This window comes from Desulfoluna spongiiphila (assembly GCF_900101345.1).
Taxonomy (GTDB): domain Bacteria; phylum Desulfobacterota; class Desulfobacteria; order Desulfobacterales; family Desulfolunaceae; genus Desulfoluna; species Desulfoluna spongiiphila.
Genome location: NZ_FMUX01000004.1, coordinates 289804 through 314256 on the forward strand (window position 1 = coordinate 289804; position 24453 = coordinate 314256).

At 52.4% G+C, this 24453-nt stretch carries 20 protein-coding genes; 1 reads left to right on the forward strand and 19 read right to left on the reverse strand.

The genetic code is table 11. From position 1 onward, the window contains the following. Positions 1 to 80: 80 nt before the first annotated feature. The 3 genes from BLQ12_RS07990 to BLQ12_RS08000 all read right to left on the reverse strand — a co-directional run bounded on the left by BLQ12_RS07990 (position 81) and on the right by BLQ12_RS08000 (position 7092). Complete coding sequence (locus tag BLQ12_RS07990; protein WP_175469583.1) at positions 81 to 2891, reverse strand: ABC transporter substrate-binding protein; 2811 nt, start codon at positions 2889 to 2891, stop codon at positions 81 to 83. A gap of 47 nt (positions 2892 to 2938) precedes the next feature. Continuing rightward, on the reverse strand, positions 2939 to 4996 hold the full coding sequence (locus tag BLQ12_RS07995) for a PDC sensor domain-containing protein (RefSeq protein ID WP_092210023.1): 2058 nt from the start codon (positions 4994 to 4996) through the stop codon (positions 2939 to 2941). A gap of 161 nt (positions 4997 to 5157) precedes the next feature. Next, on the reverse strand, positions 5158 to 7092 hold the full coding sequence (locus tag BLQ12_RS08000; RefSeq protein WP_092210025.1) for a hypothetical protein: 1935 nt from the start codon (positions 7090 to 7092) through the stop codon (positions 5158 to 5160). Between the two features lie 168 nt (positions 7093 to 7260). Between BLQ12_RS08000 and BLQ12_RS08005 the strand changes: the two genes are divergently transcribed. Beyond that, complete coding sequence (locus BLQ12_RS08005) at positions 7261 to 8307, forward strand: IS630 family transposase (protein WP_092210027.1); 1047 nt, start codon at positions 7261 to 7263, stop codon at positions 8305 to 8307. A 215-nt stretch (positions 8308 to 8522) separates the two neighbouring features. Here BLQ12_RS08005 and BLQ12_RS08010 read toward each other — a convergent pair whose 3' ends face one another. The 16 genes from BLQ12_RS08010 to BLQ12_RS08085 all read right to left on the reverse strand — a co-directional run bounded on the left by BLQ12_RS08010 (position 8523) and on the right by BLQ12_RS08085 (position 24437). After that, entirely contained in the window at positions 8523 to 9164 is a 642-nt protein-coding gene (locus BLQ12_RS08010) for a hypothetical protein (protein WP_092210029.1), read from the reverse strand. A gap of 644 nt (positions 9165 to 9808) precedes the next feature. Continuing rightward, positions 9809 to 10783: a hypothetical protein gene (locus BLQ12_RS08015; protein ID WP_217640262.1), complete on the reverse strand. Its 975-nt coding sequence runs from the start codon at positions 10781 to 10783 to the stop codon at positions 9809 to 9811. A gap of 235 nt (positions 10784 to 11018) precedes the next feature. Then, positions 11019 to 11579, reverse strand: coding sequence for a hypothetical protein (locus BLQ12_RS08020; protein ID WP_092210033.1), 561 nt, complete (start codon positions 11577 to 11579; stop codon positions 11019 to 11021). Positions 11580 to 11776: 197 nt separating this feature from the next. Further along, positions 11777 to 12397 (reverse strand): hypothetical protein, encoded by a 621-nt coding sequence (locus tag BLQ12_RS08025; protein WP_092210034.1) that lies wholly within the window; start codon positions 12395 to 12397, stop codon positions 11777 to 11779. 463 nt (positions 12398 to 12860) lie between these two features. Continuing rightward, a complete protein-coding gene (locus BLQ12_RS08030; RefSeq protein WP_092210036.1) occupies positions 12861 to 14990 on the reverse strand; it encodes a DUF6765 family protein in 2130 nt (709 codons plus the stop codon). A gap of 229 nt (positions 14991 to 15219) precedes the next feature. Continuing rightward, positions 15220 to 16143 (reverse strand): endonuclease/exonuclease/phosphatase family protein, encoded by a 924-nt coding sequence (locus BLQ12_RS08035; protein WP_092210039.1) that lies wholly within the window; start codon positions 16141 to 16143, stop codon positions 15220 to 15222. 175 nt (positions 16144 to 16318) lie between these two features. Further along, positions 16319 to 17527 carry a hypothetical protein gene (locus tag BLQ12_RS08040; protein WP_092210041.1) on the reverse strand — a complete coding sequence of 403 codons (1209 nt, stop codon included), beginning with the start codon at positions 17525 to 17527 and terminating at the stop codon, positions 16319 to 16321. Positions 17528 to 17644: 117 nt separating this feature from the next. After that, entirely contained in the window at positions 17645 to 17842 is a 198-nt protein-coding gene (locus tag BLQ12_RS08045) for an RING finger domain-containing protein (protein ID WP_092210042.1), read from the reverse strand. A gap of 47 nt (positions 17843 to 17889) precedes the next feature. Beyond that, positions 17890 to 18303 (reverse strand): hypothetical protein, encoded by a 414-nt coding sequence (locus tag BLQ12_RS08050; protein WP_139163906.1) that lies wholly within the window; start codon positions 18301 to 18303, stop codon positions 17890 to 17892. A 382-nt stretch (positions 18304 to 18685) separates the two neighbouring features. Beyond that, positions 18686 to 19198: a hypothetical protein gene (locus tag BLQ12_RS08055; protein ID WP_092210047.1), complete on the reverse strand. Its 513-nt coding sequence runs from the start codon at positions 19196 to 19198 to the stop codon at positions 18686 to 18688. Between the two features lie 151 nt (positions 19199 to 19349). After that, positions 19350 to 19775: a hypothetical protein gene (locus tag BLQ12_RS08060; RefSeq protein ID WP_092210048.1), complete on the reverse strand. Its 426-nt coding sequence runs from the start codon at positions 19773 to 19775 to the stop codon at positions 19350 to 19352. 47 nt (positions 19776 to 19822) lie between these two features. After that, a complete protein-coding gene (locus BLQ12_RS08065; protein WP_092210050.1) occupies positions 19823 to 21046 on the reverse strand; it encodes a chitinase in 1224 nt (407 codons plus the stop codon). Positions 21047 to 21157: 111 nt separating this feature from the next. Further along, the gene (locus tag BLQ12_RS08070) at positions 21158 to 21490 is read right to left on the reverse strand and encodes a hypothetical protein (protein WP_092210052.1); all 333 of its coding nucleotides are present in this window, start codon (positions 21488 to 21490) and stop codon (positions 21158 to 21160) included. A 113-nt stretch (positions 21491 to 21603) separates the two neighbouring features. Then, positions 21604 to 21846 (reverse strand): hypothetical protein, encoded by a 243-nt coding sequence (locus tag BLQ12_RS08075; RefSeq protein WP_092210054.1) that lies wholly within the window; start codon positions 21844 to 21846, stop codon positions 21604 to 21606. Positions 21847 to 21870: 24 nt separating this feature from the next. Further along, complete coding sequence (locus BLQ12_RS08080) at positions 21871 to 23346, reverse strand: hypothetical protein (RefSeq protein WP_092210055.1); 1476 nt, start codon at positions 23344 to 23346, stop codon at positions 21871 to 21873. A 41-nt stretch (positions 23347 to 23387) separates the two neighbouring features. Beyond that, the gene (locus BLQ12_RS08085; protein ID WP_092210057.1) at positions 23388 to 24437 is read right to left on the reverse strand and encodes a hypothetical protein; all 1050 of its coding nucleotides are present in this window, start codon (positions 24435 to 24437) and stop codon (positions 23388 to 23390) included. Positions 24438 to 24453 lie beyond the last annotated feature (16 nt).

The following is a 24453-nucleotide window of genomic DNA, read 5'->3' on the forward strand; positions in this document are numbered from 1 at the left end:
GGCCTCCTTTTTTTAGAGGGGAATCAAAACCATGGGACATACCGTGGCGCGTCGAGTGCATTCCATACAAAGTGGGTGGCTCATGGAGCGGGGTCCTTTGTCATCCAGGGGGCATACTTCAGCCCCATCGGTTCAATCCCCTCCCGTGTAAGAGCCGCCCAGATCTTTTTGGTTGCCGCATGCTGAAAGCTCTGAATCTCTCCGTAGTCCCGGACAAAAATTGACCCGGTGTAGATACACCCCCAGTCATGGAACTGAAAAAGAACCTCGACCCTCCGGACCCCGGGCACCGAGAGCATGGCCTCCCGCATAATCTCTTCCACCTGCTCCGGGGGATGCACGGCGTCCAGGTGGACGTCAATGTCGATCTTGAAGGCTTCGTCGGGCCGGTTGTAATTGACGATGACGGCCTCGGAGGCCATGCTGTTGGGAATATTTACCATGTTGTTGTCCGAGGTCCAGATCCGGGTGGTGCGCCATGTAATGTCCGTGACTTTGCCCTGGCTAAGGTCATTGATCTTGATCCAGTCCCCGATCTGAAAGGGCCGCTCCAGGTTGATGGCGATGCCGGAAAAAATGTTTGCGATGTTCACCTGGATGGCCAGACCGATGATCATGGTGATGACCCCCGAGGTGGCCAGAAGGCTGGTGATCTTCCGGTCAAAGACAAAGGCGAGGATCCCGAAACACACCAGCATCCAGATAAAAATTTTAACGAAACGTCGCACGAGGTTCGGGATGCTGCGGTTGGTCTTCTGCTCCAGGGGGGTCCAGATGTAGCGCTCGATGCACCGGATCAGAAAAAAGGCCGGAACGCCCCACCAGAGGATGTCGAAGATGCGGATAATGGGCTGAAGGTGATGGGTCTGGTGGCGCTCCAGAAACCACTGCAATAAAATTATCTCGGAAGAGACCAGCAGGATCGCCACGGTGGCGGCCTTCACCAGGAGAAAGGACTCCCGCTTGATCCCGGGAACAAACCCGCACAGCAACACGGCAAGGGAAGCACCGAACAGGTAATTCACGGACATGGGCGGAAGGTTGCGGCGCAGGCGGAGCTCTTGTTTTTTGATGCGGACCCCGATCTTGAACTTTGAGTAGTCCACGACCCCTGATTGGCTCTCCAGGTGATCGGGATGCCCCAACGACTCTTTTTCCGACACCCCTTGAAAAAAATAGATCCCGCTCACGGTCCAGTCCTCTGCGGGGTTGAGGACCCGGGTTGTCGCAATTTTTTCTTGAAGCGTCTCAGGCGGTTCCATGCCCAAAAGGTCCGTGACATAGATCAGGTTGCACCGGGGCAACTCCCGGTGGCGAAACGAGATATTAAGCACATGCTCTCCGTACATGCGGCGATCCGAGTAGGAATCCATCATGAAACGCCCCTGGACCTTGTACATGCGATACGTCATCTGCCCTGTCTGCTTTTCCGCAAGCTGCGCCCCCATCTCAACGGGTTCCGTGGCATTTAAAAACTCAATATCCTGGGGCTCGATGCTGCCGTGATAGCGAAACCAGACGTGAAAGTCCGCCAGGTATGTCTGGGACCTGATGTCGATTTCACTGATTTTGTCCATCTGGATCCCGGTATACACCACGTTGGTTTTGTAAAAATACCGCCCCCCCACCCGGATTACCCGCTCATCGGCAAGGGCCGTACGGACATTGGGAATCTCACTTAACGACGGCACCTCCTGCAGCTGGATGGGCGCCGAGACCAACCGCCTGTTCTTGAACATGCCCATGGTGATGGGCTTGGACGGATCGCCGTCTGCGTTGAAGTAGGTCCGCCCCGTCACCCCGGAGATCGCCTTGAAGGAAGAGTCCCGGGATGCCAGCCACTGACGGATACGATGCCGGTCCGTGGCCAGTTCTTCCAAGTCCCCGGAGATCCCCGCATCTTCAAGGGCCCTGTGAACCACCTTTGCCGCATCATAGGAAAACGCCGCCCGCCGGTTGGGTTCCTCCCCGTAGGCCCTGCGGTAGGCCTCCATAAAGGCCTGGTCTTTTTCATCCGCCGTGTCAAAGATGACCCCGCTTGCCGCGTACATGCCGTCGGTGTAATACCCGGGGTGCTCCATCTCCTTGGGATACCGACTGAACTGCCGGAGAAATTCCGGGGAGGAGAGACCGGCGGCAAAGACAATACGGTTTTCAATGCCCCGGTCCCTGAGCAGGGTAATCAGCTTGAACCCCTCCGGGGGGTGCAGGGCAATAAACACAGCCCCGGCCTTTTCCCCGGCCCGGTCAAGCTCATCGACAATCTCTTCCAGGCGCTGGTCCAGGCCCTTGTCCTTGACGTCATATCGCCACACGTGGGGCACCCTCACGCCCAGATTTTTCGCCGCCCCCACAAACACCTCGGCAAGGTTGGCCCCATAGGCCAGGTCCTCATGGATGACACTGACGTGCCCCTGGCGAAACACCTTGCGCATGTAGTTGGCCAGAAACCGCCCCTGAAACTCATTGTTAAAGGTCATGCGAAAATACCAGGGGTTCCCTCGGGTCACCCGCACATCCGTGGAGGTGGGCGATAGCGCCGGAATCCGATGCTGCAAGTAGACTTCCCCGCCCATCATGGAACAGGTGCTGCTCTCATGCCCGATAACGGCCAACGCCCGATCCGCCCCGGCAATGTCACGGGCCATTTTGGCCGCCGTATCCGCGTCGTCCCCGTCGTCATACACATCCAGCACGATCTTTTTCCCATCCACCCCGCCTCCCCTGTTCACCGCGTCCACATAGAGGCGCACCCCCTGGATCACCGCCTTGCCGTTGGACGCATTCCTGCCGGACAAAGGACAGACCACGGCAATGTGAAGATCGCCCCTGCCCCCTGCAAACAGAAGGCAGGGGGCAAAAGCGGCCACGAACAGGGTCGAAAGGATCATGCAGCGGATTGTTTTGATGGGGGGCCTCATGGGGTGGGGGTTAGCAATCAATAATAAACAGCAAAGGTCACGGCATAGAGCAGCCCGGTGATCAGGGGCCAGTAAAACACCCGTGGGTAGATATTGCGTTGGAACCCCACCAGGCCGAGATTGCCATGGTAGGCGTAGAGATATGAATTGATGGATACGGCCAGAAGGACAAAATACGTTACAAAATAGTAGTATTCCAGATAGACGATGCCGGAAGCAGACAACGATTCCCTGAGGCCTATATGATCAAAAATAGCCACAAAAAACAGGCCCGAGCACGCCGCCAGAACATTCAACGCAAGGCTTTTTTCCAGAACACTCATCAACAGGATAATATAGAGAAGGGAGAGAACCACGATCAAAGGGATCAGGTGGGCCACAAAGGAATCCAGGAATTTCCGACTCATGGCGATATTGTAGTAAAGTTCAGGAACGTCCCGGCCCGGCTTGCCCCGCGCCACGCCGAAATTCGTTTTGTAGGCATTGCACCTGTAGCTGAAAAACGATGACACAATATGTTTTCCCTCCGTCACGATATCCGCTTCAATTCCGGCAAGGGATTTTGGATTGCTCAGTTGATAGGACGCAATATCCGGGACCAGGACCACATTGTCGTAAAAATTTTTATGCCACATCCTGATCCAGAGGTTCACTTTATCGAGGGGGAATTTGCTGTTATCGAACCGCTCTCTCACCGTCACCTCGAAATACCACCCCACCACCTTTTTCCCATTGACTGTTTTCCGATATGTCTCTTCCAGAAGGGTCTTGACCGCTTCGGGAAACACAAGGCCCTTATCGATTTTCGAACCGGTGTCGTACGTCTGCCAGACATATCCGGTCATGGTGACATTGTTCGGCCCGTCGTACTCAATGGATTGTACAAACAGCCCCGTGGGCACATACACCGGAGTGGACAGATGCCTTTGCTGGCACTCCGCATCATATTTCTTTTTAAACTTGTCCAGTGTCATCTCACTGGAAATGATCTGCCCTGTTTCCGCAGACGTATTGATCACGATGTACCAGGTCACCCCGATTCCCATAACAAACCCAAGGGAGCACAACAGAGTCTTGACCCAGTACCTCTTCACCACCACCATGCAGAAGAAGCAACAAGCGGTAATCAAGGCAAAACTGACTTCCATGCCGTGCTTTTTCAAGTCATCCTTGCCCAGCTGGGCATCGTGCCGATCAATCACGGACAACACCGCCCACCCTGGAACAGTAAGGGGCCTGTAAAGAAACCACCCCTCCAGGCCGGTCACCGGACTGGTATACTCCACCTGACCAGCTTTGCCTTTCACCGCATTTTCAGAGGCATCCAGTAAGTTCCGGTTGTTGGTTGCGCGGGCAATATCAAACACAGTCTGTGTGTGCGTAACGAGGTCGTCATTGGGATGATACACAAAACGCCCTGAAGCCGTGATGATAGCCGAATACCCCGCCCCATCCAGCTCCGAGGCAGCCATGTATTCCCGGATATCCGCCAACGAGTAGTTTACCCCCACCACCGCATCGTTCTCGTTTTGGATGGAGACAGGCACCCCGTACTGAACCAGAAACGCACCGCTCGCCTTTCCGTAGAAAGGATCATGCCATACCGCCCCCTCCTCCAGAGGCCTCTCAAACCACTCCCAGGAACCGTCCGCATAATTGTAGACATCATCCACATACGTCATGCCAAAAACTCCGGCCCTGTTTTTCCGGTAATAAGGGGCATAGAGTTCCCTTCCCCCCGGAGCCTGAAACGGCCTGAATGCCACGCAAATCCCGTTGAGAAAACCATGTTTCTCAGCAGTCGCCACAACCATCGCCTCCAGAGCATCAGCATCCGGCTTTGCTTCAGAAATCTCCCTGGCCAGTTCCTGCCCCACCCGCTCCAGCTCAGCCAACCGAGACTCCGCATACCCGATGGACGTTCCCACCTTTGCCCTGGCCATATCCAGCGTCTCCCGGACACACGCCGCCTTGTCGGCGCGGTAGTGCCAGATCATCACGGCCGAAAAGACAAGGGAAAGAATTAAGAGGACGATCTGGATATTTCTGATGTGGTTTGTTGGTTTTGGGGGCATGACCTTGTGAAGGAATGAAGTGGGCGGCTTGCGTAACGTGTGGATGGGAAAATCGGTGTTCTGCTGTGAGGGCGTTTTTTAAGTATGGGTTTTGCCCAATGTCAAGACGCGCCCCCTTCTCTACTCCTCTAACTTTTATAGTTGATTATTGCTGCAATTACTTAAGAAATCATATTATCTGAATATTTAAAGATTAGGTCTTCACCGTGAAGGTGCCTCAATTGGTATTGATCATTCAAACTTACCTTAACTTTTACTTCACGAAGGCGTTGAATACCATACATTCCTCCTTGAATTGCCTCTGCGCAATCGATATAAATATAGTCCCAATTTTGAGAGCGGGCGGTTTTCAGGGTATTCAGAACGGCGTTTTTTTCGGAAGTTGTCAAAAGAAGCACAGTATTCCCCGATGTCTTCCCGGTTTTTAATCTGTCTCGACACCGTTCTGTTGCGTCTGACTTGGAAGCGCGAACATGATTGAAAGTGAACGTATAATGACTTGAGTCAGAAAAATATTGTTCTATTTTATTTGCTCGTTGCCTCGCAATTTCATCGTCTAAGGCTGCTTCAACTTCAAAAAGAGTTGGGGGATCATAGCCTTCAGTCCCAAGCAAAGGCTTATCAGGTAAATTTTGAGTTAACCGACTATAAACATTGTTGTACTCACTGTTTCCACTAAGCCGTAGTTCCGCGAGTAGTACAATCAGCCAATTGCCAGTTTTGGGTCTTCCATGCCATAGCCCCTTACTGTCCACATATTTAATGGCATCGATCTCCGTACGCTGGATCACAGCATTTCCTGCAGGCTGCATGTTTTGATTCACTCCTTTTAGCTGAGTGAAGGTTTCAATTGTTTCCTGAGAGTTAATAAAACCGGAAGATTCCTGCGGTCTTGGTTGCTCGAAATCCCCCTCTCTACCTTGGTATTCTTTAAATTGTAAAGTGCGATTGCTCGGTTGTAGAGCACTTTTTTTTCGTTGCACAGGTTCTCGAAAAGACGTAATTGGTTCACTACCCATGATCCCAGGCGAATGGGCATAATTTTCCTTATGATTCGTATGCGCTACTTCATTCCCCTGCTCATCGAACTCTATTTCAAAAATGATCGTGTTACCTTCCCCCACCTCATCTTTTTTTTCTTCTTGATCTTCGTAATCGATGGTGTAATCATCATCTCCATAGTTAATTCGCTTCATCGCACCCTTGTCGATCACTGAGGTCTCGGAAGTTCCGTCAAAGTAAACACTCCCCTGTTCAGGAAAATAAATTGCCATTTTAGCAAACTGCTTTTTATTCAGATTGAAGTGAATTTGATTCGAACCAACCCCAAATTGTTTCAAAAATCCTGTGAACCCTGACACAAATTCAGTAAAGTCCTTATCTTTACCTATCAAACCCAAACCAGCAAAGACCGACACTTCTAAATCTTCTTTACGTTGAGGCTTAATGCTTTTTAGCATCGCATAAACTGATTTATTGATAAGAACCGTCTTATCCTTAATTTTTTCCTGAGCATCTGTGTCAATGTGTGCCAACCCACCCATTTTTCGGCTGTTATCATGTACAATCACCCCCATACATGTCATGTAACTATGGCTAGCAATAGGTAACTTGCCGCTCTTAGCAAAAGCGAAAGAATTTATTCGAATATAGCGACTTGGCGTTTGAGGTAATTCACTCAATGTTTGAAGTTTATCCCCTGATATTTCATAATTATCCAACATCTCGTACATATAGAGCGGCCCTTTTTTTCCAGACGGGACGGCAGAAACAGTATATCCAAAACCCTCTATTTCATCATAGACATAGTAAACCCTATTCAACTCTTTCACGAGCACCGGAGTGTCTTTCTCCAGATTTTTTTTTACCATGAGTTGGGCTATTTCATTTTTAATTGAAGAAGAGGAAGGTCCGTTTTCATGCTTGTTTTTCTGTGTACTGATATTAACCATGTCCTGCAACTTTCTTTGTGCTATTGACTCAAATCGATTATCTACAAATCCCAGCCCTTGTTTTCTATTACATTTCTTTTTACCAACTGAATTAGCAGCTGTCCTATTTTTATTATCATACGATTTCTCTACTTGTGCATTCATATCAAAAACCTTTTAAATTAGATTTATTCGATGTTATAGGCGTTCTTTCATTGCCAATAACAAGTCCCTTTGCCGTGATATGAGTGTAAATTTGAGTGGTCTTTGTGCTGCTATTAACCCGGCAATTAAAAATACAGTAAACTGGTTGTTTGTGCTATACTCCTTTTCATGGAAAAGATTGATACAAGAAAACTACCAGCTGATACATTACACGAACTCCGAAAACAATCAGCCCGTCTACGCAGTAAAGGCATGACGTTTAGAAAAATCGCTGAAATTGTTGGAGCTCACCAAGAAACCGTGCGCCGATGGTGTAAATCCTTTGAGAAAGAGGGTTCAAAGGCCCTTATTCCCAAAACTCGGGGCCGTAAGGCCGGTGAACGGCGAACGCTGACACCAGAGCAGGAAAAAACAATTCAAAAATGGATCAAAGAAAAAGATCCAAATCAATTGAAATTGGATTTTTGCCTATGGAATCGTCGGGCTATTGTCCTTTTGATCAAACAAGAATTTGATATTGAAATGCCTATACGAACGGTTGGTGAATACCTAAAAAGATGGGGTTTTACCCCGCAAAAGCCACTTCGACGGGCCTATGAGCAAAACCCCAAGGCCGTTGATGCATGGCTTGAAGATGAATTCCCCTCAATCAAAGAAAGAGCCAAACTCAAAAAGGCTGAAATACACTGGGGTGATGAAACCGGCCTCCGTACAGATAGTCAGCATGGGCGTTCCTACGCACCAAAGGGCAAAACGCCAGCAATACGCATTCCAGCCAAAAGGGATCGAGCGAACATGATATCGGCAATTACCAACCAAGGGAAAGTTCGATTCATGATCTATACAGAAACAATGAATGCTACTGTACTGATTCGATTCATGAAACGACTTATTCAAGATGCTGGTCGAAAGGTTTTTCTAATCCTGGACAACCTAAGAGTCCACCATTCCAAAGTTGTTAAGCGATGGTTGGCAGAAAACGCTGAACGGATAGAAGTTTTTTATCTACCTTCGTATTCTTTAGAGTTAAACCCAGATGAATACCTGAACTGTGACTTGAAAGCGGGAATTCACAGCAAAAAGCCAGCAAGAAACCAGAAACAATTGAAGGCGAAAGTATTATCCCATATGAGAATGCTCCAAAAAATGCCTTCAAGGGTAAAAAAATACTTCCAGCATCCGAAAATTTCTTATGCTGCATATCCTGTGTATTAAATTGCCGGGTTAATATGTCCCAACAATGCTAGTATATACATGATATCCGAGCACCGTTCCTCAAAATGTATCGCGAAAATTGGCCATGATTTCAAGGCCATAGTTTTTCATGTATAGTGTATGGGAGTCGAGTCTTGACATTTACACTCCAGACACACCGTTTATTTGACAATCTATATATTTTGCTTTTAAATTTTGTTATGGAGCTTTATCTATCAATCCCTACTTAGCTCACGTGACACATGCCCATCAATACTATCCGAATAGTAAGTCATAATAGCCATTCCTCCAACCGCTTTATCCAAGTGTCCAATTTCACCTAAATCGCTTTTTCTTGTTGCCATACCTGTTTTAATATCTGCTCCATTAAACGTAGTAGTTTCGTATGCTCGATACTCGCCATCGGGAGTCATCTCTCGAGCCGTTGTTATAGTATGTGCACCGTTGATTCCTGATGTCCACGCATTTCCATTGTTATTATTCGCATTGTATGCAACGCGATGATTTTCTTTAATATTATCTTTATCACCCTTCGATAATACACAGTAGGTCGAACCACCATAATTATTTACATTATCTTGTCGTTGGAGACTATTTATCATGGCCTGACGAAGATTTGCTGCCATGTGATCATTCTTGAACTTATCGTTGAAATAAATACTTTGGATAGGTATCTCCGCTAATTGCGCAACTGTACTATAACTTGCCGCGCCCTGAATTATTGTTTTATACTTATGGACGTCTCTCCTTTTATCCACAAAACCTGAGGCTTGCTTATCATTATCTTTCTTCCGAACAGCAGAATTAGCAGACACTTCACTTCTAATCCCTTTCGACTTCTCTACTCGTGTATGCATATCTTAAGCCTTTCATATTCATCTATTATTATTGTAATACATAGACTCCGCCCAGTATGATTTTTTCACCTATTCTTAGCTTGTCATTAAAAAGGGGGATACCAATTGATCGCGTATAGCGTATAGGGGTCGCGTCTTGACATTTGACAGCCCCAAAACAATAGGTCTCTGCAACACCGAAATAAAAATGTAGGGAATAGGCCAAACGCTCAGCATTCACGCCCCACCAGCAAAGCCCGTGCCCATCGGGTGAATGCAGAATGGAAATGCCTCATAAGGAGGATGCCAATTGATCGCGATGTTTATGTCGGGTGCTCAAAAGGTGAGCTATTCCGGGTTAAAGATGGGCATGCTCCGCTTTGCCCATCCTACAATACAACAAGCATAACGGCTGCTTGATCTTAAACATTACCCTGCAATTGCTATCACAACATATAGCACCGTCTGTTCATACACGCTCATTGGTAGATCGGCGGGATAAAAAAGAAAAACCCTGCAGATTGACTACGTTTTACAGATTGGGTTTATCGATAAGAGAAGTGGCGTCATGATGGCCGCCCATAAAGAGTCCAAAACGCCAGTAGAAGGTTTTGACAGGAAATCCACTGTCAATACGCGACACGTCTTATTCCACGCTTTCTTCATCACCACACCGGATTGCCAGCCAACACGTAATTATCGCGGGCTGCATCGATGATATCCGACAGGGTGTTTATGCTGGGCTGGCCGTCGGCTGCCAGGGTCACATTCACATCGTCAATAAGATCGTCGACGTCCTGGACCTGGGCGCCTGTCCAGACAGCACCTATACCGAGGATTAGGTTGATGCCCGTTTTGGTGTCAACGGCCTTCTGCCCAAAGGCGTTATCGCCCATATAGACCCCCGACACATAAAGATCCAGCAGGGTTTTCAGCTTGCTTAACCCAGACCTCACCGCTGCATTCGCATGGCTTCTCTGGGCAAGGTTTGCAGCGGCGGCAAGCCCGCCACCCACAGCCGGAGGCCCTGCGGCCCCTCCTGTGATATTTGCATAGTTCACGCTGGGGTAAACGGTCTCGGCGATGTAAGGAAAGGGCCCTTTGGCAAAATCTTTTTTGAGCACATGGCCCAGTTGCCCGGTGGAGGTGAGGTCTACGATCCCGCGCTCTGCGTTGTGGGTGATGACAAAATCCGGAATGGCATTTCCCACAGGCACCTGAGTGGCTGTACCTGCTGGCAGACCGGCACCTGAAACCTCGGATTCAATGACATAGCCGATGGCCATAAGCGTTGCGCCCACATTACCGAAGTTCAAGGCATTGACAAGATTTGTGACGCGGGCAGCGGAGGTGTTGGGAAACATGGCGGCGGTCAATGGTGTGCTGGTGGGTGGAAACGAATTTCGAATGGCCTGCCACACATTGGGATATACCGCATTGGTGAACCCATCAATGGTGGCGGCATCGGCTGCGATCTGAGCTTGATCCACATTGGGAACGGCCGGCTGCTTAAAGGCGTACAAAGCGCGCTGGCAAACCAGCGCACTCCCCTGGGCTGAAGCGGTTGCGCGCTGGCCGCCGGGATCTCTTCTTGCAGCCCCCCTTGAGACAGATTTATTCTGGGTTTTACAAGCATACATGAGCGCCTCCGACAGGGCGATTTGGGGATAGAAACCCCATAGCCACCCCAAAGAAAACCTATGCGATTATTTTAGCCCGGCTATTTTTCGCGGTTATGATGCTCGAACAGCCCTTCGAACTTGTTGCACTGCTTAACAGGATGTCGGTATCATGGTGAAGCATCGTCTATCGATGCTCCACCCGACACGGACAACACGTCAATGCCTTTTCGGTCAAACAAAACCTGACCGAGGATTAGCCCTCAAACTCATTTTCGTAGTTCTGACCATCCATGGCCGTTTGCGGGGAGAGGGGGACTTGGTTTCCCTTGGCCCAGCCAGCGTTGGTTTTTGCTTTGTAGCCCGCCGCATCTCTGGCCTTGATTTTGGCGCAAGAGGTGATGGTAACCGTTTTGGTATCGGCTTTTACTGAACTGACCACCACACCGCCCACCTTGTCCTTGTTGGACTTGATGTGCTCTTTGGGAATATGGTAGAGCTTTTGGAGCCGGTCCATGCGTGCTTCCGTGTTTTTATTGGGCCCTATGCCCGTCACCATAAAAAACAGCTCATCCTTGGAGCCCTGGCTGAGGTTCAAGTCCCTGAGCCACTTCTCATCCCCATCGGTTGCCACATGGGCCATCAACACGTAGCTTCCCTCTTTTTTTTGCGTGATATAGATAAACGCAAAACAACTGGCCATGGAATCTGTGCCCAGCTCACCGGAGGGCAAGGATCGCATCACGTAATGTCCCATGGAAACGCCATCGCACAACGGGGCCTCAATGTGAGGCCTGAAAAGGTACTCTACATCCATGTTTTTTCTCCTTTGGGTTGTTGTGTTGTGGGGGAAGCCCCCCGGGAAAGGGTGAACCATCGTAAAAGGAGTGGTTGGTGGTAGGTCAGTGGTTGATGCGGGCGACTGATGGGCACGTCCTGCTTTGCCCATCCTACAAAGCCATGGCCGTTGGCATCTGACAAAGGGTTATCGAATGGGCGTGGGGATCGGCCGGGTTACTCAATCCAGAATGGCCCCCAAGTGGGGTAATATTTGGGTCTGTCCAGAAAAGGTGTCTCGTAATGATCTCGATCGCCAAAACCTGCCCCGGAATCGATGTAGTGACCTTTGAGACTTCGGGTGATGTAGTGCATGCCTTGGTACCAGATCTCGGGATTCCCTATGATTGTCACAAGGATTTGGGGTGCTGCAATACGGGCATAGGTGGCGTATTCGATACCTCGGATATGCTGACCGATAACGCCCATGGCTGCCTGTACCTTGGAGTCGACGTACAATTTGTCCTGGGTTTTTATTTTCAGGTGAAGGTCGAACCCGAACCTGGCAAACTCGATCATCTGTTTGGGCGAGCAGAAACCTCGCAGATCAGGACTTTTTACGATTTCATAAACGCAGGACGCCACAAATTTATCCTTGGAAATAGTGGTTTTTTCAAGATCATCCCGTCGTTTTTTGACTTCCGCGTTCTCAAGAACCCCGCTGTAGAGTCCCCGCGAGATGGCATACATAATATCTTCCGGCCTGAACCCCTTTTCCCCTAAGAAAGCACAGAGGGCAAAGGCCCCGCACATGGTGGAGCCGCTGTCTTGCTGGGCGTTAAACACATACATGGGCATAACGTTTTCTCCTTGGAGGCACGATGATCAGCCTGTTAAGGCGAGGGTTGCCTGGGCATTGCCGCAAAGGGCTCTCTCGTTGGTGTTACTCCCGGTCATGCTCTGATTTCCGATGCGTGTTTAGGGGCCGTGTCTATACATTTGACGAACCCAAAACAACATCAGGGAAATAAGCCAAACGCTCGGCAATGGCGCCCCACGTGCTGTAGGATAGACAAAGCCACAGCGTGCCCACTAGGTGAATGCAGAATGGAAATGCCTCAAAATATAGATACCGATTCATCGTGATGTTTTTCGTCAGATGATCAAATGGTGAGATATGGCGGGCATAAGATGGGCACGCTCCGCTTTGCCCATCCTACAATGGAACGAAGGCAATCAACATCCTTATAGACGTCAACCAAAGGCGCTTGCACCCAAAAGCGCCCTTGGTTAATGCGGCTTACCGAATCGATGTCCCGTATTATCCCATTTTCACACCCACAACCCATATCGCCTCGTCACTATTGCCGTCAGCGATGGTCGTCAGGTAGTTGTCACCTGCGCTACGGTGCCAGGCGAGGTAGGGTTTGTCGGTGTAGTGATGGTTTTTGATCCGCACCCGGTCACCGGCCCGGATCTCTTCCCCATCTTCCAGATTGATCTTCTCCAGGGTCCAGCCCTGTTTGGAGGTGTCGTAATCTTTGGTGTAGTAGTAAAGCGACGGGGTGGACCAGGCGCCGAGGAAACAGTAATTACCGGTTGCTGATTCGTTGGTTTTGATCTTGATGGATGCACCATGCAGGGCTACATCCCGTGAGTCTTCGTTGTCGGCATGGATAAGCGAGACGGTGATGGCGGCTGTGCGCATTTTGGGGAAATACTGGGTGGATGGAAAGAGTGATTCCTCCTGCATGGCGCCGATGAACTGGCCGTTGCCACCTTGCAGGGTCACATCGCTGGTGCGGTATTGGACGGGTACCCCGCCGGGCATGGGGCCCTCTTCCAGGTCCCACTCCACCTGGGTGGCGATGGTGGTCAGGTACTGATAGCCGTCGCCATACTGATAGGCGGCCAGGTAGGGTTTGTCGGTAAAGTTCTGATTCTTGACGTATACCCGATCACCCGGCCGGATCACGTCATCCTGGCTGAGATCGCTCTTTTCGATGATCCAGCGCTGTTTGTTGACCGAGTAGTCCTTGGTGTAATAGTAGAGGGCAGGCGTCTCCCAGGCTCCCAGAAAGGCGTATTCACCGACGGCACCTTCGGTGGTTTTGATCTCCGTCACCGCGCCGGAACGTAGCGGTCCCCCGTCCGGTTTGATCACCTTGTGGGTCAGGCCGATGTTGCTCATACGTGGATAGTATTGGGAGCTGCCGATGCCATAGGCGCTTTCGGACATCTTGCCGATGCATGCGCCGTCCCGGTTGCGAAGCCGCATGCTGACGGTGTTGGGCCCCTCATCGCCGGACAGAAAGAAAAGCCCCTGGCTCTCCAGGTGTCCATGGACCAATCCCAGATGATCCACAGCCGCCCGATTGAACCGGTAATAAGAGGTTCCTGCCTTGTCGCTGCTGGCTAGGTATTCATTCAACCATTGCATACGCTCAAAGGTTTCGGGTACCTCCAACGCCTGCCCGTCCACCAGGATGCGACCGATATTTTTTCTCCAGGCCCCGCACTGATCGGGCTCACGGGTGTCCAGAATCTCGCGGATCACCTGTTCGGTGGCGCTGTCCAGGGGGGCGTAGGTCTCAACCGTGAAGGGAGCGCGGTTGCGGACGCAGGTCATGGCCTGGACCATCTGCTTGAACGCCTTCATGAAAAAATCACGGTTGTCCTTAATGATGGGTTCCCCGGACCATTGGGGCTGATAACGATACCTCATGTAGGGGTAATCCGGGAGGTGCCCCATGCGTCCGTGGCCCTGATAGGCATAGGAGTTGTAAGCCGGCAGCGCCGGGGTGGCTATCTCCGGATTAAACAGATCCCCCAACGGCCAGACACGTGTCCAGGCCACCTCGTGTTCAGAGCCGTCGGGATGGATGTCCATCACCGTTTCACCGGCATTGTTCATGAACCATGCCGGGATGCCCGCATAATAGCAATGGGCCCAGGTGTCACACAGAATATGCATGCGCAGGCCGAGCATCTGCAGATTGTCGGCGTGCGCCTCCACCACGTTGTTGATCATCTCCCCCAAAAGCAGACTGTTCGGCAGGCATATCAGCTTAAACTTCTGCTCCGACTCCCGGTTGAAAACCCAGTGGTTGGTCCAGCCGTGATCCTCCATGGGCCCGGTATAATCGACCGTGTGGCCATGTCCGTAGTTGCCGGGCAAAAAGTGAAACGGAATCCAGACGCTCAAGGTTTCATCCAGGTGGGTACCTGACCAGGCAATGGTGTTGTATTTGACCATTTCCGCATTGGTCTGCACGGTGGGAACCATGTCAAAATCACCGATATGTGGTTGTCCGGCCTCATCCTGCAACAGGGCGTGATCGGACTCGTCCACATACTGTGCGGCGTGGGCGATGGTCTGGGCTTCGGTGAAACTGTACCCCGCAATGCGCGCGGCGGTGTAGGTTGCGTAGTAATGAAAATCGATATTCATAGCACCTTCCCTTCTTATATTAATGTGTTAGGCCATGAACCACGAAAAGGAATCGATCAGTCGTCATCTCCCCGCAACCGTCACCTCAAAATATGAACATATCGGTGTATGCCCGGCCGCTGGGTTACAGAGCAACACCTGGAAAATTGACTGCATCGATGGCATGGGGAAACAACAACGGCAGGAACGCCTGTAGGGAATACTTGACACGGGTTTGACGACGCCTGGGCTACACACGGATGCGCAACATCATCACACTATGGTCCGATCCGTTTTGCTGCAACACAGGAACAGGGCCCGGGCATCGGGCCCAGAGTTCCACGTTTGCTACCTGGGCATTGGGAACAAGGGCGTAATCAATGGTGGAGGTTCCGCCTCCGCCTGCGTAGCGGGTATGGTAATAATTGCCACCGCCCCCGACCTGTCTCAGGGCAAGAATCGTATGGGTGCCGCCAACGGCGTATGAAAGCGAGGTATGTTTGTAAACCTCCCTGAGGTTCAAATTCATGTCCCCAAAGATGATCTCATTGGGAAAGAGCCTGCACAGCGCGACGATCTGCGTCCCGGGATCCGCTTGCGTATTCTTTGTGTGAACAAACAGTCCCGTCACTCGCTGTGCGCTTCCGTTGTAATTCCAGTCGGCCTGAAAAAGCAAGGCGAAGCGATCCGAGCCGGGGGGAGCCGAAGGGACGGGCAGCGGGGGAAAATTCACGGCGCCGGTGCCCAGGCAACGGATACCGTGATCCGGCGCCCCGAGGAGCCCACGACCAAACCAGGCCGCAGCGCCGATCTGCATAGGCACAGCCGGAAGCACCGCCACCGGCCCTGCAGGAGCCCCTCCCCTGAGATACAGGCATCGACGATCCGTGGCCGGTACCATGCCCAGGTTTCCGAGAATGTTCAAAGGGGGCACATCCCAGTTGGCAAAAAAAGAGCCATAGGCTGGTGCCTCACACAGAAATATCCCGGCCGCAGTGGCCGCTCCCGTAACGCTTGCCCCCCAGGCGGCTGAGGGACCCGGTACGGCAAATGCCCCACCGGCACCCTGCCCGACGTTTGCCGCTGCAGGAAAGCCGTTGTAATAGGCCTGACCAGCCCCGACAATAACCATATTCCGCCGGATATTGTGAAACACGATGTCCAGATAAGCCATGGATGCCCTCCTGCTGAATCGCGCTCGGGCATGCGCAACATCGCACACATGCCCATGCGGAATTGTATAGCGCGGCCCCGCAACTCCCCCACTGTTTCGACCAAAGGGATAATCGAACGGCGGTTTGCGATGACAGCACCAACTTGTGAAACCAAGCCCGAGGCCTTCCCGTCACCTATTCAGGGGTAAAATCCCAGCGTGACATCCCCCCCATGGAGCCTGATACCTTCAACGCCCCCTTTGTGCCCCGGAACTGGCACCGGATCTTATCTCCCAACGTATCTTTATCCAAAAAAACAAAATCCCGGCTGAGCATCCCTTTAAGGGACGGATACACTTCCCCTGCCATGGGGTCGTAGTAGAGATTCAAATGGGGAATGTAGGTGGCCGCATGCATGGTGAACAGGTAGTAACCTTGGAACTTTCCCTGGATCCGAATGTTGCCGTGCATGGAGCGATCGATAAAATTAGGGAGTTCCAGGATAATGGCCGAGGTATGCTCGGGATGCACGTACTTTGCCTCTGCTTTAATGCCGTACTTTCCAAGCAGTAAAGCAAATGCATAGGCCATGGCCACACAGTTTCCTGCCAGGTGATCTTCCGGTTCATGGCGTTCCCCCGGTGCCCCAAGCATAACCGGCGTAAAATTCTGGGCACTGTCATACTGAAACCCGCACCGGCAAAATCCATGGAAGAGATCGTCGATATCAACGTCCGGACCTGGATGCATGCCCCGAATATCCTCCAGAGGGTCAGACTGCTGAACAATCATGGGTGGGATATCGCTCAGCTTCAGCAACCGGGCCAGGGGGCGGGCATATTTCCTCATTTCCGGGGTTGATATCCTATAGATCCTTTTAGCTATTTTCGTTTTGCTTTTTAATTTCCAGACAACGCCGTCTCGAACCGCATCCTCCTCGATATCGGTAAGAATCTTTTCTGCGCCGGAAAGTTTGGCATAGGTAAAATCACCGGCCAGCTTGGCCTTCATCGCCACAAAGCCCTCGTCGATTAACAGATCCTGCAGGAGTTCCTCGTATCGATCCCGGTACTCCGGTGCCTCGGCAAACCCGATGGCATGGGTTTCAAGGGCCTGGCGCCGGGCGATGAGGGTGGCGTCCTGGGTCTCCATGTCTACGACCTGTTCCGAGAGCTCTTCAATCTCTTCCCAAACCTCACGGGCACCTCCTTTCCACATCCCGATCTTGTTTACCCAGCTCTGTTCCCCGAAGTAGTCTTTTCGCCGCAAGGCCAGCTGAACGACCGCTGCCGGAAAACCGTTGTCCCGGGATGAGTTGGGTCGCTCCGACGTTAAGGCCCTTCGCGCGGCTGCCGGTCTTGTTTCGGCTTTTGGAACCCTTTGGTCCAGACTGGTATATGCCAAAGACCCCTCCCTCCCCATCACAGGGCAACGGGCTTCCGTGGTTGATGATAAAACGCGGAAGGACGCCCGCCGGTATGCAGGGCATACCGACGGGGCCATGTTTGTGATGGCCAAACATCACATTTCGACGATGATCCAGTCATCCCAATCTATGCGATCCCGGCATATGGGGCATGTGTCCCGTGTTTTATACCACTCCCGAAGGCACTCTTCGTGGAACGGGTGGGCCACGGTCTCCCCTGTGGCGTCGGAATCATGGGTTCGGATGTTGTCGCCCTGCTTGAATTTTTTCAGGCATATCGTGCAGGTTGTCATGGGAGCCTCCTTTTTGGTTAATCACGTAAGTTACATTGAAAGAAAAATCACCACAGCCCGGCATTGGCGAGGTCATTGAGCATGACTTTCCCCGCTAAATCCTTAATCAATTCATATTTTTGTTGATCGTCCGCACTTTCCCACTCTGCCCTCAAGCCAGCATACTCACCATCGACAGCGCCTCTCCGCCCACATGCAAAATCATCGAAGGCTTCACCCGGATCAGGATGATTCGGTCTGTTGGTCGGCCCGACCACAAGATTTCCCGGCAGCCATGACAACAATCCGGCAAACTCTTCCAATGCGGCGTTATTCTGCTGAAGAATCTGGTTGATAAGCCCGTCATCGCCGTCAAGTTCCTTTAGCTGCCCGGTCCCTCCCCATTCACCCAGGTTGGCCGTCAGGAGGCTGTTGGCATCATAACTGTCAAAAAAGCCCTGAACTCTTACCCGTTCATCCATTATGTAATCCCGCCCCACCACACACACCTCGGCCCAAGGGATGAGATGGTGCCTTGCGTTCTGGCCGACAGCACCGGGTAGGATGTCGTTGAAAGGGTAAGCGGGTCTTGCGCCACACATCGGCATGGTTGTTACCTCCATTTTTTGGTGTTGGGGTAAAAGCTAAGAGTCACGCATGGTATTTCGTTGCATGATCGAAAATGAGACAACGGTTCTGAGGCGAGAGCAATTTGGTGCACGGAGTGCACCCTACGGGCTGGAGAGGATTTGGTGGGATGTCGATATGGCGGTACGCACGGCGCGCCATGCGGGGTATCGTAAATTCGCTGCGGTTCAGGCGGTTCTACTCACTATTCACTCTTGACCATTCACCACCAGCCACTCACATGGACTCAAGCCCATGGGTGCCGGCCCATGATTTGGCTGTTTCCGTGTTGGCGACGTAGTTGGTGTTGTTGCTTGCCGTAATGGATTTGCAGTGGGTGATCACGATCTTGCCGTCCGCTTTTTTGAAAGGCGACAGGGCGACCCCGGCGTACTCGGCTTTCTGGTAGACGCCGCCCCCGTACTTGTCTTTCAGGCTTTTGATCCGCCGCTCCGTGTTGTCATTGGGCTCCTTGCCCTTCACATAGAGGTACTGGATCTCTTTGTTGGCTGGGGTCAGAATGCTTGAGACGGGAAAGTCTCTGTCCAGAAGGGTGTCGGTCTCTCCGTCGCTGGACACATGGGCGAAGATCACGGACTCGGCGTCTTTGTCGACGCGGATAAAGGCAAAGCAGCTCCCCAGGCTGTCCGTGCCCAAGGACACCGTCACCGGCATCTGGTTCTCCACATAGTGCCCCCAGGACACCCCGAAGGCGTTCACGCTGTCTTCACTTTTCTGCTCGACGATCATGTTTTCTCCTTTTGGTTGATAAGAATATCCCTTAAACATCGCTTCCTTTTGGCACCTCGTTAAATCATTCCTGCCCCATTGCCCTCACCATGCAAAAAAACAGTGTAAAATGCATCGGTCATCATCACAGGGCAGATCCATGGCAACGCCTTTATGTCCCCTCGTCGGAGCCGTTCGCTCCGGGTGGTGTATCGATCTCTCCGGCCTTGCCGTTCGTCCCCTGGAACACCATGGTCGCCGACGCCGAAAGAAACCCAAGGATGGCCCCGAGGATGATGTGAAAGGAGTGGGCCGCGAAGGTCTGCTGATCCCGTGACGCCTTGGTGGCCTCCTGGATCATGGATGTCAGAAGCGCGCTGTACTCCCCGTGGGTCAGGTCCCACGGCCCGTCCGGGTCGGCATCTGTCTTGACCCTGAACTTCTGCAGTTCCATGATGATGCGGCCTGTGGTCTCGGTGGGTTCGTTCACGCCTTTGTTCCCGAAGGCAACCCACCCGATCCCCGCCAGCAGAAGGACGTTGATGACTAAAATGATGCACCACACAACCGACTGTTGAAAAAGTGTTTTCTGCTTCATGATCCTCTCCCGTTTGCACAGCCCTTGATGTCCATGATTCCAGCCCCTCAGGCAATCCCCGCAATGTGAAGGTTCCCCGACATCTCCGCCGTCTCCACGAAGCACTCCCTCAGCAGCTCGTCTTCCGTGAGGCCAAAGGCTTTACCGTACTCAAAGTAGCCGTTTACTCTGGTGCCCACGCGGTAATCGGCGGGGATGGCGCACTCGATGCCGTTCACCGCGGCGATGGCCATGGCCATACCTTTTTTAAAGCCCAGACTGGTGATGCGCTCGTAGCAGACCCTGTCGATGTCGTTGACCGGATTACCGGTAAAGCAGCAGTGGCAGGAGGGGCGGGTTCCGGCCTGGGCCATCCAGTAAAACAGGGCGGAGGCCACCACCAGGTCGGAGTCTTTTCTCACCCGGTCCGAATCGTTGAGGAGGATCTCCTTGTCTCCGTAGTAAAACTGGCTGAAACGGGCGTAGTTGACGGGGTAGCTGAGCTGAAGGATTCCGGCTCCGGAGAAGTACTTCTGGTTGGGTTTAAGGGGATACCCGGTGTCGTAAGCCCGGCTTCGTTCGTGGCCCTGTTCACTGGAAAACGCCAGGTTCCATTTGTGGCTGGGTACATCGGTCCAGGCGGGCTCTGAGAACCCTTTGGCCTTGGTCTGGGTAAGCCCCTTTAAGACGATGGGGCCCCCGTCACGAAGGGACTTGCCCCCCACCTCCTGAAGGGCCATGCCGAAAAAGGCGGCGACCTCTTTTTTCTGACTTTTTTCCTCTCCTGAGGCAAAGCCCGAAAAATACCGGACGTTTTTAATAAACGAATCATAGCTGTAAGGTGTTACCCCTTCAAAACACTGGTGGTTGGCATGGGGGAAGAGCTCGTCCCAGACGCTGCGTGTGAACCAGGATTCAATGGGATGCATCGCCAGGGGCTCGCCCTTTTCCTCGTCTGAGATTTCTACGGGATCGCCGTTTCCCTCATCGTGGGAAAACTCCGGATCACCCGGAGCAGGCTCAGGCCCTGCCACCGTCTTTCCACAAACGGTAAACGCCCTGCCGTCGGTGATGTTGGCCGAGATGGTAAAGGTCTTTCCCGCCTTTGCATAACGCAGGCTGTGCCCGGAGACCGCCACCTCGCTCCACGCCCCGTCCACGGATCCGCCGGACCGGGTGTCAAAGGCCACATTGTCCGAGCAGTCAACGTTGAGGATCCTTGTTTTCTCTTCCGAGGTCAGCGTCATCTTGACGTACCACTGCGTGCCTTCCGATGCGACGAATGTCACCATAATGGCTCCTTTTGTATGAGATGGCCCCACGGGGCCGAAAAAGGGGCAACGCGCACATGCGTAGCCCCTTGCTGTTCCCGGGGCCTTTGCAGAAACGGTGTGCCGGGGTCATCAGTTTCCTTCCTTAAAATTCGGCAGGCCCAATTGGGTGAGGATCTCCTTGATATCGATGTGGTCCGTGGTGCCCACGTAAAGGGCAAGTCCTTTTGCGTACACAACCAGGTCCTGCCAGGAGTCGACTTTCTTCTCGCAGAGATACGATGTGGTGTGCTGGGCTTCTCCCGTGCCCCACCAAATGCTCAACTTGATATGCCCGGCGTCTTCTTTGGTGAACGAGCAGGACACCGTCGAGGTATCGCAGACGTGTTGATCAAAGGAAATCATCCGTGCGGAAGCCCCCAGGGGCAACACGAGGCACACCAAAAAAACGATCACAGTTTTCATCGCCTTTCCCTCCGTATTCATTCCACGTCATTTGGAAAAAGGGGGATGCCCCTTTGTCCTTAGCCCGGATATTTGATGAATAATCGCAACACGCCACGCGTGAAATATCCGGGTTAGCGGTTAAGCTCAAAACAGATGCCACCCATGCCTGCCCCACCGATCTGTGTCACCCTCACCGACATGAAGTTATTCCCGTTGGCATCGCTCAGGAAGTAGGAAGCGCCCACGCCGATCCTGCCCTGGGTCACCGGGCCCCAGCCTGTGACCCAAAAGGAGCCGTCAGGATTTTCCTGCCGGTTGCCAGCCGAGGTTCCCAGTTGCGTATGCTGGCCATCGCTGCTTTTTAAGACGTACATGTGGTTTCCTCTGTGATGATGTGCTTATTTCTTTGCGGGACCTTTGGACTGATCGTCACCGGAGCTCTCCCCGATAAACTGACCCGGGTAGAACTTGTTGAGCCAGGCCTCGGCCAGCTGCCTGGAGGTGATGGGCTTCAGGAAAAAGTTGATGGGGACGCCGCATTTGCCCGCGATGGCTTTTTTCACATAGTCCTCGAAGGCTGTCATGAGGGAGTTGGTGTCGATGACTTTGTTGTTCTTGTCGTCGTAGGCGCCGAGGCCGGAGACGACATTTTTGACGTAGGCGTTGTTCAGCTGCATGAAGCTCTCGCCTGCTTTGGCCTTGTCTGCGGCCGACCCCATGGTGTTTACCTCTGAATCGCTGGCACCCTGGATGGCGGCGAGCTGGGACATGACCTCCTTGGGATCCGGTTTCAGGTTCTGCACCGAGGTCTCAATCTTGTTGGAAACGATGGAGGGAATCAGGCCCATGGTGATAACGCTGGCATGGGTCTGGAGGTTGGAGGTGCTCAAAAGGCTCTTGACGCTGTCAGCAAAGGAGGAGTCCAGGCCGAACTTCCCGCTGTAGTTGGAGAGGCACAGGTTTTCGCTGATGGAGGTGCTGAGGGACTCGGCCAGGGAACTCGCCGATTGCGAGGAGTCGCTCTTTTCGTCCTTCAACAGGTGAACCAGGCCCACAAAGCTCGACCCGTAGGATGCCCCGGAGAGGAGCTGCATGCCAGCTGTATCTGCGTCTTTGCCCTCGATGGCCTGGTCCATGGAGGTGTTGTCGTCGGTATTGATTTTCCGGTCCGGGCAGTAGACGTTCCACGCACGGATGCCCTTTTCCGGGTCCAGGACAAAGGGGGCGAAGATATCGCAGATCTTGTGGGTGCAGTTGGCGGTAATCACCAGGGTGCCTTCGAGCTTGTGGTTGGCATGCTGGCTCTCCATGGCGCTCTTGGCCGACGACCCCACGGACGCGCCGTAGGAAGGTTCAAGAAAGCCTGACGTCTGGGCAGAAACGTAGGTGGCGATGGAACTGGAGTGGGCTTCCGAACTTTGATTGTTGGACTCGAACCGAAAGTACTGGGCATCCATGATCATGGAGTCCGACGACAGGGGCATCTGCTTGATGGCGGACTTGTTGTAATCAATGGGGCTCTCCACAGTGGCGCTTATCTTGTCTTCCTTCTGGCTGTCCCGTGCCGATTTGATGTTGTTCTGGGCATCAATGGTCTTTTTGGCCAGATCCACGGCCGCATCGGCCATGGAGGTTTTCAGGGTTTCGACCTGCTTGGCCACTTTGTCCAGATCCTTGGCATCCACGTTCATGTTCATCATTTCCTGGATCGTCATGTCCATGCTTCGCTTTGCAAGGATGAGGGCATTGAGCTCCCGCTGGGCATCGTCCACGGGTTTCTGCAGAGTGGCGATGTGCTCAAGGGCCTTTATTTTTTCGGGTTTGACGATGTTGCCCAACACAAGGGACGGATCATAGGGAATGCTCGTAGGCATGATGTTTCCTCCATGTTATGAAACGATTTGATTCACGTTCACTACCGCCAGCTTCCCTGGTAGCATTTGGTAACTCCCAGGGCATCGATGGTCACCTTTCCAGACTCTTTGGTTCCCGTCCAGCAATAGTCCTCCAAGCCGAAGGGCAACCCGCGTTCGATATCAAAGCCCTTCTTCGTGGCATTTTTCATGCCTTCGTACATGCTGTAAATAATGGAGCCGCCGATGACCGTAGCCCGGGTGGCTTTGTCCTGTCCTGACGTCATGGCGTTTTTCAAACGCTCCACATCCTCTTCTGTGCCCTGGACAGGCGGATCAAGGAAAAACAGTGTCTCCCAGAATCTCAGAAGCCGCCCCAATGCCACGGAGAAGATCCGCCTGTTGCGAACCGTTGCCCTCAACCCCCAGCATTCAAGGTTGTTTTGATAATGGTGCAGGTACGCACCATAATCCGAGGCGTACATACCTATATTCATCCACGACCATTCCTTTACGATCCCCTGGTCTTCAGAGGTGGTACTCACTTTACTTTGAAGAAAATCAGGAAAGGTCTGGACCTCATCTATCAACACAGGTACCGTGGTTAGCCTGTCCGTATGACTCAGGGTATCAAGCAATGCCGCGCCATCGACCAGCTCCATGGTCGTGTCCAGGAACAGCCCCCCTTCCCGCCACATGATGTACTGGGCGATGAGGTCTTTTGCCGCCACCGGCGCCACCTCCTTAAGCCTGTCGTACGCCCGTTTGACGCCTTCTGCCGCGTCTTTGACCGCCCCCTCTTTTTCCACACAGACCTGGCCGTCGAAATTCTCATAGATCAACCGGAACCCGTTCTCAATATCGCCTTCGAGTATGGCATCGACGTTCACCACCTCGGTGTGCCGGTGGGGTTTGTTGTCCTCGCCGGAGGAGTCCATCTCCCTGATCATCTCGTCCAATGCCCCGGCCTTGTCCCCGTTGCACCAGTACTTTATTTTAAGGGACTCGTTGGCGGCGAGGCCGGGGTCGTTCACGATGGAGGTCAGCAGCATCAAGGCATTTTTTTTATGTTGAACCGGGTCTCCGATCCACACCATATGCAAGGTATCCATGGGTCCATCCTTTCAC